General features: G+C 49.2%; 8 protein-coding genes, 1 CRISPR repeat array and 1 riboswitch. Of the genes, 6 read left to right on the top strand and 2 right to left on the bottom strand.

What is annotated here, in order from left to right:
• The first annotated feature begins 78 nt into the window (after positions 1-78).
• The 6 genes from JX360_RS08920 to JX360_RS08945 all read left to right on the top strand — a co-directional run bounded on the left by JX360_RS08920 (position 79) and on the right by JX360_RS08945 (position 3,877).
• A complete protein-coding gene (locus JX360_RS08920) occupies positions 79-450 on the top strand; it encodes an FmdE family protein (RefSeq protein WP_279611370.1) in 372 nt (123 codons plus the stop codon).
• Between the two features lie 66 nt (positions 451-516).
• Positions 517-679: riboswitch (cobalamin riboswitch) on the top strand.
• A gap of 39 nt (positions 680-718) precedes the next feature.
• The gene (locus JX360_RS08925) at positions 719-1,087 is read left to right on the top strand and encodes a TonB-dependent receptor plug domain-containing protein (protein ID WP_244350304.1); all 369 of its coding nucleotides are present in this window, start codon (positions 719-721) and stop codon (positions 1,085-1,087) included.
• Positions 1,088-1,175: 88 nt separating this feature from the next.
• Positions 1,176-1,634 (top strand): DUF1636 family protein, encoded by a 459-nt coding sequence (locus JX360_RS08930; protein WP_244350305.1) that lies wholly within the window; start codon positions 1,176-1,178, stop codon positions 1,632-1,634.
• Between the two features lie 48 nt (positions 1,635-1,682).
• Positions 1,683-2,384 (top strand): Uma2 family endonuclease, encoded by a 702-nt coding sequence (locus JX360_RS08935; protein ID WP_244350306.1) that lies wholly within the window; start codon positions 1,683-1,685, stop codon positions 2,382-2,384.
• On the top strand, positions 2,381-3,250 hold the full coding sequence (locus JX360_RS08940; RefSeq protein ID WP_244350307.1) for a (2Fe-2S) ferredoxin domain-containing protein: 870 nt from the start codon (positions 2,381-2,383) through the stop codon (positions 3,248-3,250). The genes JX360_RS08935 and JX360_RS08940 overlap by 4 nt, the downstream gene beginning before the upstream one ends.
• A gap of 144 nt (positions 3,251-3,394) precedes the next feature.
• Positions 3,395-3,877, top strand: a complete 483-nt coding sequence (locus JX360_RS08945) for a hypothetical protein (protein ID WP_244350308.1) — start codon at positions 3,395-3,397, stop codon at positions 3,875-3,877.
• A gap of 200 nt (positions 3,878-4,077) precedes the next feature.
• On the opposite strand, the gene JX360_RS08950 is transcribed toward JX360_RS08945, so the two are convergent.
• Together JX360_RS08950 and JX360_RS17920 are read right to left on the bottom strand one after the other, a co-directional pair.
• Positions 4,078-4,482, bottom strand: a complete 405-nt coding sequence (locus tag JX360_RS08950) for a hypothetical protein (RefSeq protein ID WP_244350309.1) — start codon at positions 4,480-4,482, stop codon at positions 4,078-4,080.
• Positions 4,483-4,504: 22 nt separating this feature from the next.
• A CRISPR array of direct repeats spans positions 4,505-14,257; the repeat unit is 36 nt; unit sequence GTTTCCATTAATTCCACTTCCCCGAAGAGAAGCGAG.
• A 34-nt stretch (positions 14,258-14,291) separates the two neighbouring features.
• Entirely contained in the window at positions 14,292-14,375 is an 84-nt protein-coding gene (locus JX360_RS17920; protein WP_425244331.1) for a hypothetical protein, read from the bottom strand.
• Positions 14,376-14,386 lie beyond the last annotated feature (11 nt).

Genomic DNA, 14,386 nt, shown 5'->3' on the forward strand with positions numbered 1-14,386 from the left:
TGCAACGCTTTTGCTCAAAATGTCCGTGCTGCCACGGTTCAAGAATAGATTGAAGACTCGCATCACGGGTGACATCGAATGGGGCTACGCGCCCTCGAGGAGTTAGGGCTGATGAGTCCTACTCCCCACACCTCTATGAATCGCTTTGCCGTAGAGGTGATTCATGAATCCCCCAGAGAGATCCAATTCACTTCAATTGTGGACGGCTTGCATGCCGGTACGGGGGCCAGTTTGGGCAAGATGAACTTGAGCTTAGTGGAAGTCGGCTCCGTTGAGGAAATGCGCAGCCTTGTCATTCATAAAGAAAGTGGTAGGCAGGTGGAATTTCGGGTTTTGCCAGAGTTTTTAGCGACCTATCGAGATTTGCCGAGAGAGGAGTTAGCAGCAGCCGGGCAACGGGTTCTGCAAATGCCGGATGAAGAGATTTTCGTTGTTAAAGTGAGTCCCTAAAGTTCTGGTAAGGTTCTGGTGAATATCCCCCTGGCATGGATTGGGATCCTAAATGTTTAGCGCTATGATGCAGATTCACAGATAGGTCACTGTGGGGATCAGCCACGGTGAGTAAAGGGGAAAGTCCGGTGGGAATCCGGCGCTGTGCCGCAGCTGTGATGGGACTCCGCTCTTGTTGAACAAGGGGGGTTCCCTCAGTCAGAATGCCCGCCTATCAACTTGTGCCTGACCTTTAGTTCCGCGTCGCACGGAAAAGGACACTTGATTGATGAAAACTTTTGTGCCCTCGGCTTTGGGCTGGGGTCTTTGTCTCTGGGGATCCCTGCTAGCTCTCAGGGGACTTACTCAGCCGGTTCAATCTTTAGAGACTGACATTCTGGACACAGGCATTAGCGCCGATATTCTCAACCAGCCGGTGACCAGCCCGTTTCGCCGTCCAGGGCTTCTGCGAGACTCTTCCCGCCCGGTTTATGTGGTTACCCTTCAGCAAATTCGTGAACAGGGGGCCAGAACGGCTCAAGAAGCCTTGCGCTACCTGCCCGGCTATACCACTTTAGCTTTGAGGGGTGGGATCCCCCTTTCCGAGACTCTGGCGTTGGATGTCGGGGTCGATAACCTGCTGAACCAGCAGTATTGAAGTCTTCCCCGGCTATCCCGGCATCGGACAAACCATCCGAGTCAATCTGCGGGGACAGTTTTAGAGGCTTGATTTTTACCGCTACCGCATGGGACGGATCCCAGCCTCAGTTCCTTTCATTCAACCCTTTAGCCCAAGACAAGCCATGATGACACAAGCCCAATCCCAACCTCTAGAACCCGGTACTGCCAAACCCCATTACCTGCTGGTGTGCACTACCTGTGGATCCCAATGGGTCAACGGCACACGGCAGGGCACCAGCCAAGGGGAAACCCTGCTTAACACCCTTCAATCCAAGCCACGGGATCCCCGCCTCTATCTGCAACCGGTCGAATGCATGAGCGGCTGTAGCCATGCCTGTGTTATCGGCCTGGCCGCACCCGATAAAACCACTTATGTCTTTGGAGATTTGGATCCGAAGGATACGGAGGCGATCTTGGCAACCGCTCAGCTCTACCTTGCCAAACCCGATGGCATCCTGCCTTGGGCAGAGCGCCCCCTCAAACGAGGGGTGATTGCCCGCATCCCGCCGCTGGCTCAAGTTTAGGATGAAATCACCGGAGCCCATGCCAACCCTCCATCTGAGGTCAGAGCGATGTTATCCACACCAACCCGGATCCCACCGCTAGAAAGTGGCGACCATCTCAGTCGTGCTGAATTTGAGCGGCGCTATGAAGCCATGCCGGATCTCAAAAAAGCAGAACTGGTGGAAGGAGTGGTTTATATGGGATCCCCGTTGCGAGTTAGAAGCCATGGTGAGCCACACGCTAATTTACTGATCTGGTTAGGAGTCTACAAAATTAGCCTTCCTGGTCTTGTTCTTGCTGACAATCCGACTGTGCGGATGGATGCCAAGAATGAGCTTCAGCCGGATATTGTTTTGTTTGTGCCCGGTCAACAAGCCATGATTTCCGAGGATGATTATATTGAGGGCAGCCCTGAATTGATTGTTGAGATTGCCGCCAGTTCTGCTTCGCTGGATTTACATGAAAAGAAAGAGGTTTATCGCCGCAATCAAGTGCGAGAGTACATTGTTTGGCGCACCTTGGAGGGAGGATTAGATTGGTTTACCCTGCAAGCGGGAAGTTATAGTTCTCTGGAACCTGACGAAAACGGGATCCTAAAATGTGCCACCTTCCCAGGCTTATGGCTGGATAGACAGGCGCTTCTTAACCAACAGATGACACGCGTCTTAGAAGTGCTACAACAAGGGATCCAGTCTCCTGAGCATTCTAAGTTTGTTCAACTTGTTCAACAGGTACCCCAGGAAATTAAGGGAGAGGAGTCAAATTCATGAGCCCATTTTCTCCCTGGATTCAGCCACTGCATCAATCGTGGCAGGAGGCTTCTGCCAACGGTTGGACACTTGCCTACGAAGGGATCCCGACCCATATTGATAGCCTTGGGCCATTGCTTTACAACCTGGTTCAGGAGCACTGGGCTGATGTGCAATTGGGTCACGTGGTGGAGGGAGGAGTGCTGGAGTTGTCCTTTAAGGCTCCCCCTGCTCTTTGTGTGCTCTACGATGGCTATTTAACTGTGGCCACCGAGACTTGGCATCTGCACTTGTGTTTGGAAGAACATCAAGGCGGCCCTCACAACAAAACACCACCGGAACTGAGAAAAAAACGTCTTGTCAGTCGCGCAGCTCTCTATCAGCGCCTTAACCCGGATGGCAAACCCCGCATGTGGGGGATCCAGTTTTGGAATGGGGCAGGTGAATCGTTGATGCAAATCTTTCTGCCCAGTCCCTTTCTAGGCTCAGATGAGGATTATCTCCCGGAAGGGAAAGCTGATTACCAAAAACTCTCTTTGTATGAGGAGATACGACAAATCTATGTAGAGGGAAAAAAGCGGATCCCGTATGATGATAACCCGCTCAAGCGCCCTTATCTTTCAGTCTGTCGATCTAGCCGCTGCAATCCTTCCCGCTGCTACCAGCCCATCGTCACAGCTCTAGAATCTGCTGTTCAAGCTGCTCAGCTCAACGTCAAGGTGATCACCTCCGGTTGCCTAGAAGTTTGTCAGCGCGGCCCTGTGGTCTTCTACTCCGGTGATCGCACCTGGTATACGCGCGTAACTCCCGAAATTGCCAAGCGCATTGTCCAGGAACATGTGATTGATCAATGCCCTCTCAAAGCCCACCTTTTCCCCGGAAACTAAACCATGACCAGCCTACAATCTTCCACAACTTTTATATCTCAATCCCAAAGAAGAACCCACATCCCCACCCCCATTTGGCTGCAATCCTGCCAACAAATGGCTTATGGCAGATTCTGGCCAAGTCTGCTGACTACAGTGGGATGCTTGGGTAGCATCACCTACACTTGCACCCTACCCTTTGTTACCATTGGCATCCTCACAGGAACCACCCTCAGTCGGCAAAAGGCTATTATCAGCACCCTAATGATTTGGCTATCCAATCAAATCTTTGGCTATCTTCTCCACAACTATCCCCGCACTCTCGACTCGTTTGGCTGGGGCATTGTTTTGGGCATCTCCACCTTGAGTGTTACTCTAGCCGCCAGTTATCGCCCGCTTTTTACCCCCGACAAACTGTGGCGCAACTACCTTTGGATCCCGTTGATGTTGATTGTGGGGTTTATTGGTTTTCAGATTTTAATCTTTCTGGCAGGACTAGGTTTGGGAGGTACCCATGGTTTGACTCTGCCGGTGTTGGGTAAGATTTGGCTGGATAATTGGCTTTGGACAAGTCTCTGGATCGGGATCCATTCGTTGCTGGTATGGTCCAAGAGCCGGGCCCTGCTCAGGATCCCTGACCCTCAATAAGGATTTCAAGCTGGATTTTTGCGTTGCCGCCCTGGTTTGGGATCCTCTACAGGCACAATGCCTCCAATCCGCTTCTCTAGAATGCCAACGGCTTTAACCGGTACATTCCCATGCTCACATAAGGGATCCCTACCAACGTAAAGACTTTGCCCATGGCACACCCTCGGAACGAGAAAAGAGAGGAGAGAAGAGAAAAACTGCTAATCGTCGATTAACCCAACCCCAGGCGAGTACAACGCACGGGATCCATCTGGCAGGGTAATCGAGTGGGGTTTGTCCGCCCGATCCCACAGATCCCCATCTCGGTCAAGGTATTCAAACGCGGCTACCCAATCCAGGAAATCATCTCCATAGGTGTAGTGGGCCAAAAAATCGGGATCCCCACCCCAATCGGCACAAAAGGAGGCATCCTCCCCCTGGTACTTGAGCAGCAAAGCCCGCACCCGCGGCCACCAGGGGCCAAACCGCATATAGTGTGAGGGATCCCGTCGCAGTTGGTTTATCTGTCCCCTGGTACCTCCCTGCAAAATTTGCTCTGGGGTCAGCTTGTATTCCGCCAAGACTTCTTTTGCCCGTTTTTTAATCGCTGCATCAGGCCAACGCATACACAATTCTCCGAGGTATGGGGTTTCCATTAATTCCACTTCCCCGAAGAGAAGCGAGCCGAGTGGTATTTTGCTCCCCGACCAGCGGTGGAACGTTTCCATTAATTCCACTTCCCCGAAGAGAAGCGAGGTCCAGTGGGTGGTAACCTTCGCAAAGGTTACTAACCTAATTGTTTCCATTAATTCCACTTCCCCGAAGAGAAGCGAGCCGATCCCAGAGGAGGAGATTGTGGCGGCCTATTAGTTTCCATTAATTCCACTTCCCCGAAGAGAAGCGAGTCCAGAAGCGTTTCCCCACCATCCCCGAAGCCCAGGTTTCCATTAATTCCACTTCCCCGAAGAGAAGCGAGTAGGGCGGAAGATCGTCCCACCACTAGGGCAATTAGTTTCCATTAATTCCACTTCCCCGAAGAGAAGCGAGAGCTTGCGATTTTGCGCTTGACGGATGCTGGCAGAATGTTTCCATTAATTCCACTTCCCCGAAGAGAAGCGAGTAGGGCGGAAGATCGTCCCACCACTAGGGCAATTAGTTTCCATTAATTCCACTTCCCCGAAGAGAAGCGAGAGAAAGGCTGTAGGGAAAGACGGTTCCGTCGCAGGTTGTTTCCATTAATTCCACTTCCCCGAAGAGAAGCGAGTAACTTGCCGTGTGACGAGGCTAGCCAGAAGTTGTGTTTCCATTAATTCCACTTCCCCGAAGAGAAGCGAGTACGAAACAGAATGTGTCCCCTACGGTAGGGGGTATATATGTTTCCATTAATTCCACTTCCCCGAAGAGAAGCGAGGAAAATCACTGGCCCTGACCATACCCAATGGATTGGTTTCCATTAATTCCACTTCCCCGAAGAGAAGCGAGATGGTACGGTTAGCCGTAGCGGTCAACCCCTCCTCAGTGGTTTCCATTAATTCCACTTCCCCGAAGAGAAGCGAGCAGTCAGGAAGCACTTGCCACCTGTAGCAGCAACTTGTTGGGGTTTCCATTAATTCCACTTCCCCGAAGAGAAGCGAGGCGCGTGAAGCGGTTTCAAGAGCGTTTTCCGAACGCAGTTTCCATTAATTCCACTTCCCCGAAGAGAAGCGAGCGTGTACGTGGTGCATAAAAAAACCCTGCCGTGGGGGTTTCCATTAATTCCACTTCCCCGAAGAGAAGCGAGGATTTTGAGCTTTTGTGTTCACGGCTTGATAGGTTGCTGTTTCCATTAATTCCACTTCCCCGAAGAGAAGCGAGTCGCCCAGCTTAAGCCCCTCACCGCTCTCGTTCGTGTTTCCATTAATTCCACTTCCCCGAAGAGAAGCGAGTCATTGAGCAAAAGTGTAGTCGACAAATTCTCACTCACAGTTTCCATTAATTCCACTTCCCCGAAGAGAAGCGAGTTCCCCTTTAGCAGTTATGGACAGCTACAGGAAAAACTGTTTCCATTAATTCCACTTCCCCGAAGAGAAGCGAGCGGATCACTCAGGCAAGATTAGTGCCTATTCTAGGCGTTTCCATTAATTCCACTTCCCCGAAGAGAAGCGAGAAACTCAATTGTTTTATTTTCGGGCAGCGAAGATTGTAGTTTCCATTAATTCCACTTCCCCGAAGAGAAGCGAGCTTGTGTGCTGTGGCGCCAGTGGATCATGGCCGAATAGGTTTCCATTAATTCCACTTCCCCGAAGAGAAGCGAGAGGCTAAACAAGCTCTGCTCCAAATTCGCCAGAAGAAAAGTTTCCATTAATTCCACTTCCCCGAAGAGAAGCGAGACGGGACGGAAAGTTGTCGACCCTTTGGGCCAACTGTGTTTCCATTAATTCCACTTCCCCGAAGAGAAGCGAGTTCGCGCAAGCGGAGAAAAAGCGCAGAGACGGCTCAGGTTTCCATTAATTCCACTTCCCCGAAGAGAAGCGAGGGCAGCCATTAAGTACTGGGGTAGCATGGAACTAATCGTTTCCATTAATTCCACTTCCCCGAAGAGAAGCGAGCAAAGCGCTTTCAAAAGCGCTTTAATTCAGCAGACGAGTTTCCATTAATTCCACTTCCCCGAAGAGAAGCGAGTTTATACTTACCGGATGATACCGGATGGATATGTTTACCGTTTCCATTAATTCCACTTCCCCGAAGAGAAGCGAGCAACAATGGACAGCCGACTTTATTCAGGAGTGCAAAGTTTCCATTAATTCCACTTCCCCGAAGAGAAGCGAGGGCGAGTTTGCCCCCAGCCCGCGTAATCGAGTACCACGTTTCCATTAATTCCACTTCCCCGAAGAGAAGCGAGAAGCCGAACGGAAACGAGCCAAGTTCAACAAAAAAGGTTTCCATTAATTCCACTTCCCCGAAGAGAAGCGAGGCCAACATTGAGACTTGCCTTCCCGCAGAAGGCAGCTGTTTCCATTAATTCCACTTCCCCGAAGAGAAGCGAGTAGAAAACTCGCTTCCACCAAGCCAAGTAATTGAGTTTGTTTCCATTAATTCCACTTCCCCGAAGAGAAGCGAGGGGTTAGAGGCGAGTTTGCCTCCAGCCCGAACAATGTTTCCATTAATTCCACTTCCCCGAAGAGAAGCGAGTTCGGACGGGACGAAAGATCGTCCCGCCTCTAGGGCGTTTCCATTAATTCCACTTCCCCGAAGAGAAGCGAGGGCACTGCCAGCCCACGGTTATTATAATGAACTCCATTTTCCATTAATTCCACTTCCCCGAAGAGAAGCGAGAACAGGAAAGAGAGAGGAGCCACTGGGCATCCTGTATTTTCCATTAATTCCACTTCCCCGAAGAGAAGCGAGATTCTCTTCTCTAGTCACACGCTCCCTTAATCACTTAAGATTTTCCATTAATTCCACTTCCCCGAAGAGAAGCGAGAAGAGGCACTCCAGTGGACAAACAATTTTATTCAATTTTCCATTAATTCCACTTCCCCGAAGAGAAGCGAGAAGGAAATATCGTTCTATCTCGGAGCTTCCCAGCTCACATTTTCCATTAATTCCACTTCCCCGAAGAGAAGCGAGCACAAATTAAATCCAGTAGAGCCATTTTGACCCTACGTTTTTCCATTAATTCCACTTCCCCGAAGAGAAGCGAGCAGGCAGCCTTGCCCGCACCTAAGACGATCGAGTATCTTTTCCATTAATTCCACTTCCCCGAAGAGAAGCGAGAAGGTTAATCGGATTACCTTCCGGTGATACCAATAAATAGCGTTTTCCATTAATTCCACTTCCCCGAAGAGAAGCGAGAGAGCATCTAAAGCTCTACATTCGCTCCATATCGATTTTCCATTAATTCCACTTCCCCGAAGAGAAGCGAGTGGACGCAACGAGACGCCTCTAGGTACCCTGTGCGTTTTCCATTAATTCCACTTCCCCGAAGAGAAGCGAGGTTTGAGCTACTGTCACCATTGGAGCTACCGGACCTGTCTTTTCCATTAATTCCACTTCCCCGAAGAGAAGCGAGTCTGTCTAAAGCCAAAGACTTCTTAGACAAGGGGCTGTTGTCACTTTTCCATTAATTCCACTTCCCCGAAGAGAAGCGAGGGCAAGAGAAAAAAGCCCTTATTTCGTCTTTGCCCGTTTTCCATTAATTCCACTTCCCCGAAGAGAAGCGAGTATTCTGAGCTGCAAGACTGCATCCGTGCAGGCAATTTTCCATTAATTCCACTTCCCCGAAGAGAAGCGAGCCACCTAACCCTGCTTCACAGCAGGGTTTTTTTATGTTTCCATTAATTCCACTTCCCCGAAGAGAAGCGAGCCCGGACTTGCGCCACTAGCCGTATTAGTACTGGTAATAGTTTCCATTAATTCCACTTCCCCGAAGAGAAGCGAGGAGAGAGAAATGGCTATAACCACAACGCAGGAAGTAATGTTTCCATTAATTCCACTTCCCCGAAGAGAAGCGAGTAAGACGATTGAAGTGCACCTTGACTAACACCAACTGTTTCCATTAATTCCACTTCCCCGAAGAGAAGCGAGGGACGAAGAAGAGTTCTACCAGTGGCTCAAACAACAAGTTTCCATTAATTCCACTTCCCCGAAGAGAAGCGAGCCTACGACAATCAAAGTATTCTATCAGCACTTGGTATAGAGTTTCCATTAATTCCACTTCCCCGAAGAGAAGCGAGATGTCATCGTGATCTAACCTAATCATGTCCCTACCCCGTGGTTTCCATTAATTCCACTTCCCCGAAGAGAAGCGAGCCTGAAGGAGAATGAAGATGGCAGTAGTGAAGCTAAATTGTTTCCATTAATTCCACTTCCCCGAAGAGAAGCGAGAAGTGACACAGTCGTTGTAGCATTACCAGGGCTAGCTCCCGTTTCCATTAATTCCACTTCCCCGAAGAGAAGCGAGAGGATTGATCACGCTCTCCCTTAGTAGAGGAGAAAAAGGTTTCCATTAATTCCACTTCCCCGAAGAGAAGCGAGTTGGGGTAGAGATGCCTGTAAGTCGCGCTTTTCTTGCCTGTTTCCATTAATTCCACTTCCCCGAAGAGAAGCGAGACGGGTTGGTAATTTGGATCAGCGAAACAAGCGGAATTGTTTCCATTAATTCCACTTCCCCGAAGAGAAGCGAGGAAAAGTGGCGGGTTGGACTTTGGCGGTTGTCAAGTTTCCATTAATTCCACTTCCCCGAAGAGAAGCGAGTGGCACTCATTCTTGGGATACCAAAGAAAAGCTAAGGTTTCCATTAATTCCACTTCCCCGAAGAGAAGCGAGCAGAGAGTGCGCCAAGAGAAGCGAGCACTTAGCGAGGTTTCCATTAATTCCACTTCCCCGAAGAGAAGCGAGCAGATTTTGTCGAACAGGCGAAGTCCGCCTTGCTGTGTTTCCATTAATTCCACTTCCCCGAAGAGAAGCGAGGCAAGAGCAGTTCGAGCTAGGTCTGGAGGAAGTGTGGTGAAGGGTTTCCATTAATTCCACTTCCCCGAAGAGAAGCGAGCACGTAACTCACTTTGCAGGTCTTAATTGGGAGATCCGTTTCCATTAATTCCACTTCCCCGAAGAGAAGCGAGGAGGCCAAGACCTGGGCCGAAGGTTTCATCTCTGAGTTTCCATTAATTCCACTTCCCCGAAGAGAAGCGAGTAGCAGCCTTAGAGCAAGCAGAGGACGATTACTTCAGTTTCCATTAATTCCACTTCCCCGAAGAGAAGCGAGCCGTACCTGGCACGTTCGAACCGCTACCGACTTGGTACGTTTCCATTAATTCCACTTCCCCGAAGAGAAGCGAGTGTCCTTATATCTTTGGAGAGGACTTATCCCCAACATGGGGTTTCCATTAATTCCACTTCCCCGAAGAGAAGCGAGATTAATAAACAGTTCAAGAACCCCATTCCAGCTATGGTAGTTTCCATTAATTCCACTTCCCCGAAGAGAAGCGAGTACTGGGGGGACGAAGACGAAGAGAACGGTTATCGCGTTTCCATTAATTCCACTTCCCCGAAGAGAAGCGAGCACTCCCACCAGGGCAGGTAATTGAGTTTCATTTTGGTTTCCATTAATTCCACTTCCCCGAAGAGAAGCGAGGCTGTGCAGGCAAACCGCCTTAGCGGCACTCGAAGTTTCCATTAATTCCACTTCCCCGAAGAGAAGCGAGAAGATCAAAAAGCAAGATATCAAGATCAAGAAGCAAAAGTTTCCATTAATTCCACTTCCCCGAAGAGAAGCGAGGCTACCATGTAGAGGAGCTGAGTGTGATCGCTGAAGTTGTTTCCATTAATTCCACTTCCCCGAAGAGAAGCGAGAAATCTATCTGGACATCAAAACGATCAGTTGGACGCTGTTTCCATTAATTCCACTTCCCCGAAGAGAAGCGAGAAAAATAAAAACCCCATAGGATTTAATCCCTATGGGGGTTGTTTCCATTAATTCCACTTCCCCGAAGAGAAGCGAGCGGATCGAATGTAGCATGGCATGTGTGTGGAGCTCAGTCTGTTTCCATTAATTCCACTTCCCCGAAGAGAAGCGAGACCGGAAGACGAGCTAGAGCGTAGAGCATCAAGGGTTTCCATTAATTCCACTTCCCCGAAGAGAAGCGAGTGGTTAAAGAAGTGTCGGCCGCTCTGCCGTGGCGTAATAAGCGGGTTTCCATTAATTCCACTTCCCCGAAGAGAAGCGAGAGGTTACAGCGGCCCCGAGAAGTTGGGTCAGGGAGGTTTCCATTAATTCCACTTCCCCGAAGAGAAGCGAGCTATTGGGGGGAATCATCGGATCGGGAAGGTTACCGGTTTCCATTAATTCCACTTCCCCGAAGAGAAGCGAGTTTTCCTCATTTCAGTAACGAAGTCCTTGCAGAGCTAAGTTTCCATTAATTCCACTTCCCCGAAGAGAAGCGAGAATCTACAAATACGCTAAGGATCTCTTCCCAGTTGTGGGTTTCCATTAATTCCACTTCCCCGAAGAGAAGCGAGTACCGAGTATCAGAGTCAATACGAAGAGTGGCGAGTGTTTCCATTAATTCCACTTCCCCGAAGAGAAGCGAGGAGAATCCATTCTCGGTCTCCGTGTTCAGATCGTTGATCAGTTTCCATTAATTCCACTTCCCCGAAGAGAAGCGAGAAGTAAAAGCCAAAAATACCGGAAGCTTTCTCTTCATCTGTTTCCATTAATTCCACTTCCCCGAAGAGAAGCGAGTGCACAAGGTTTCACTGATTTATTCTGCTTATCGCTGTTTCCATTAATTCCACTTCCCCGAAGAGAAGCGAGGAGAGAGTGGACATGTCATGTGCCTTGCGCTCCAGAGTTTCCATTAATTCCACTTCCCCGAAGAGAAGCGAGTAATATAGTTTACCCATACTATCAGACTTGATTGCCATCTTGGAGTTTCCATTAATTCCACTTCCCCGAAGAGAAGCGAGCGCGCTTTTAACGTGTTTAGTCACGGCTGTGGATTTCGTTTCCATTAATTCCACTTCCCCGAAGAGAAGCGAGTCTTTGTGAAATGGAAGTTCTCGCACAAGTTACAGTGTTTCCATTAATTCCACTTCCCCGAAGAGAAGCGAGCTCAAGAAATTGAGCATATAACACAGGCACGCTTGGTTTCCATTAATTCCACTTCCCCGAAGAGAAGCGAGCTGGACGCGCTAGACATCGTGGCGCAGGTCAAGGTCGTTTCCATTAATTCCACTTCCCCGAAGAGAAGCGAGCACTTCTGAGCCTTCGGAGAGACAAAAAAGCCCTCGAAGGTTTCCATTAATTCCACTTCCCCGAAGAGAAGCGAGAGAGACAAAAAAGCCCTCGAAGATTCGATTCCTGAGTGTTTCCATTAATTCCACTTCCCCGAAGAGAAGCGAGCCGGCCGATCGCGGTTTTGTCGGAGCGTGGGAATCTTTCCAGCGGGAAGTTTCCATTAATTCCACTTCCCCGAAGAGAAGCGAGTATTATTCAGAGCTGCTCCCGGACATCCAAACCGGGTTTCCATTAATTCCACTTCCCCGAAGAGAAGCGAGTGACTATTCCCTATCCTCCCTGGAAGTTAGGGAATTGTTGTTTCCATTAATTCCACTTCCCCGAAGAGAAGCGAGAGGTACGTGAAGTTTACGCAACCTTGGGTTGGCCCCCAAGTTTCCATTAATTCCACTTCCCCGAAGAGAAGCGAGTATGTGCGGAGACAGTTGCCTGGGGATAACCCCGGTTTCCATTAATTCCACTTCCCCGAAGAGAAGCGAGTTTGTGATCTATTAAAGCTATTTGAGAAAGTTTAGTAGAGTTTCCATTAATTCCACTTCCCCGAAGAGAAGCGAGTGAGACATGGCGTCAACCGGCTGGCAGAAAGTGCAAAGTCGTTTCCATTAATTCCACTTCCCCGAAGAGAAGCGAGCTGGATTGGTTGATACTTCGCTCTCAAGTTGACCCGCAAGTTTCCATTAATTCCACTTCCCCGAAGAGAAGCGAGAGGCGGCTTGTGGTGGCGCATAGAGCGTCCAATCTAGTTTCCATTAATTCCACTTCCCCGAAGAGAAGCGAGCGGGCGGAGAGTGACCGCACAATCCCTGCCCTTCTAGTTTCCATTAATTCCACTTCCCCGAAGAGAAGCGAGTTGGGTGCTTACTCTACTGTTGTCGGTTTGCTACAAGGTTTCCATTAATTCCACTTCCCCGAAGAGAAGCGAGTTATGGCTTCCAAAGCCTTGCACATGCTTCATATCGTTTCCATTAATTCCACTTCCCCGAAGAGAAGCGAGTTTAATAACAAATACCTACTTGTCTCTCAGTTGCCTGAGTTTCCATTAATTCCACTTCCCCGAAGAGAAGCGAGGCTTCACTTAAGCTTGATACGGGCTTAAGCGAAGTGTTTCCATTAATTCCACTTCCCCGAAGAGAAGCGAGGCGGCCAAGGTTGCCAAAGCGGGGCTGAATGCCCCGCTGGAGTTTCCATTAATTCCACTTCCCCGAAGAGAAGCGAGATAAACCGTATTTAATATATACCTAATCAAATCCCTTAAAGTGTTTCCATTAATTCCACTTCCCCGAAGAGAAGCGAGCCAAGTAAACAACCCAACGAGAACCGTAACACGGAACGAGAAGTTTCCATTAATTCCACTTCCCCGAAGAGAAGCGAGGCTCGAATAAGTATAGGCTAGGCTCCCACACGTGGGAGTTTCCATTAATTCCACTTCCCCGAAGAGAAGCGAGAGACTAGAGAGAAGATTCTCTCTGAACAAGAGGGCAGGGTTTCCATTAATTCCACTTCCCCGAAGAGAAGCGAGAACAGCTTTTACAAGTAATAATGATTGACTTAGATAGTTTCCATTAATTCCACTTCCCCGAAGAGAAGCGAGCACTCTGAACTGGAAGACTCTATCCAGACAGGGAGAAGTTTCCATTAATTCCACTTCCCCGAAGAGAAGCGAGTTAGGTATTAGTCATAATCCAATGGCAAGGATAAATAGTTTCCATTAATTCCACTTCCCCGAAGAGAAGCGAGCGCGAGGGAAAAGGACTACTACTCCGAGCTGGAGGAGTTTCCATTAATTCCACTTCCCCGAAGAGAAGCGAGTGGCACACTCTGCGACCGGTGGGGTGAAAACTACAGGTTTCCATTAATTCCACTTCCCCGAAGAGAAGCGAGAACCAATATAAGCCTGGATCAGGATCTCCTGGAAGAGGTTTCCATTAATTCCACTTCCCCGAAGAGAAGCGAGTTCTCCCTAAAAACAGCAAAACTACGCTAGCACAACGTTTCCATTAATTCCACTTCCCCGAAGAGAAGCGAGCAAGCATCTGTACGAACTGGTAGTCCAGACCCAGGGCCATTTTCCATTAATTCCACTTCCCCGAAGAGAAGCGAGTACCTGGAATCGGGTTGTTACCCGCCAAGTTGGTGCATTTTCCATTAATTCCACTTCCCCGAAGAGAAGCGAGCTAACTGGACTCCGAGAGCAGAAACGTGATCAATAGGAAGTGGTTTTCCATTAATTCCACTTCCCCGAAGAGAAGCGAGGGAGCAGCCTGGCTGCCTCCACAACCGGTCCTGGATAGGTTTTCCATTAATTCCACTTCCCCGAAGAGAAGCGAGCGCGACCTAAACGGTTTCGGCCCCGACTCATCAGGCGGGTTTTCCATTAATTCCACTTCCCCGAAGAGAAGCGAGCGGACTCGTTGTCTACCAGCGTACCGAGATGAAACTTTCCATTAATTCCACTTCCCCGAAGAGAAGCGAGCAACTACTACCGGTTTCAGCGATTCCGGTAGTAGTTCTTTCCATTAATTCCACTTCCCCGAAGAGAAGCGAGAAACTGTCTTGAGCTCCGCCGAGCGCAAAGCTAGGATCGCCAGCTTTCCATTAATTCCACTTCCCCGAAGAGAAGCGAGACGGCTCTCCTGGACTTATGGTGATCAAGGATTACTAAGGCCAGAAAGCTGCTAATAATCTGGCTCTGAAGTTAGTAATGTTGGTAAACCCATACCCTTGTCGCTTGATTACCTTGATCCGGTTGTTGA

This window comes from Thermostichus vulcanus str. 'Rupite' (assembly GCF_022848905.1).
Classification (GTDB): domain Bacteria; phylum Cyanobacteriota; class Cyanobacteriia; order Thermostichales; family Thermostichaceae; genus Thermostichus; species Thermostichus vulcanus_A.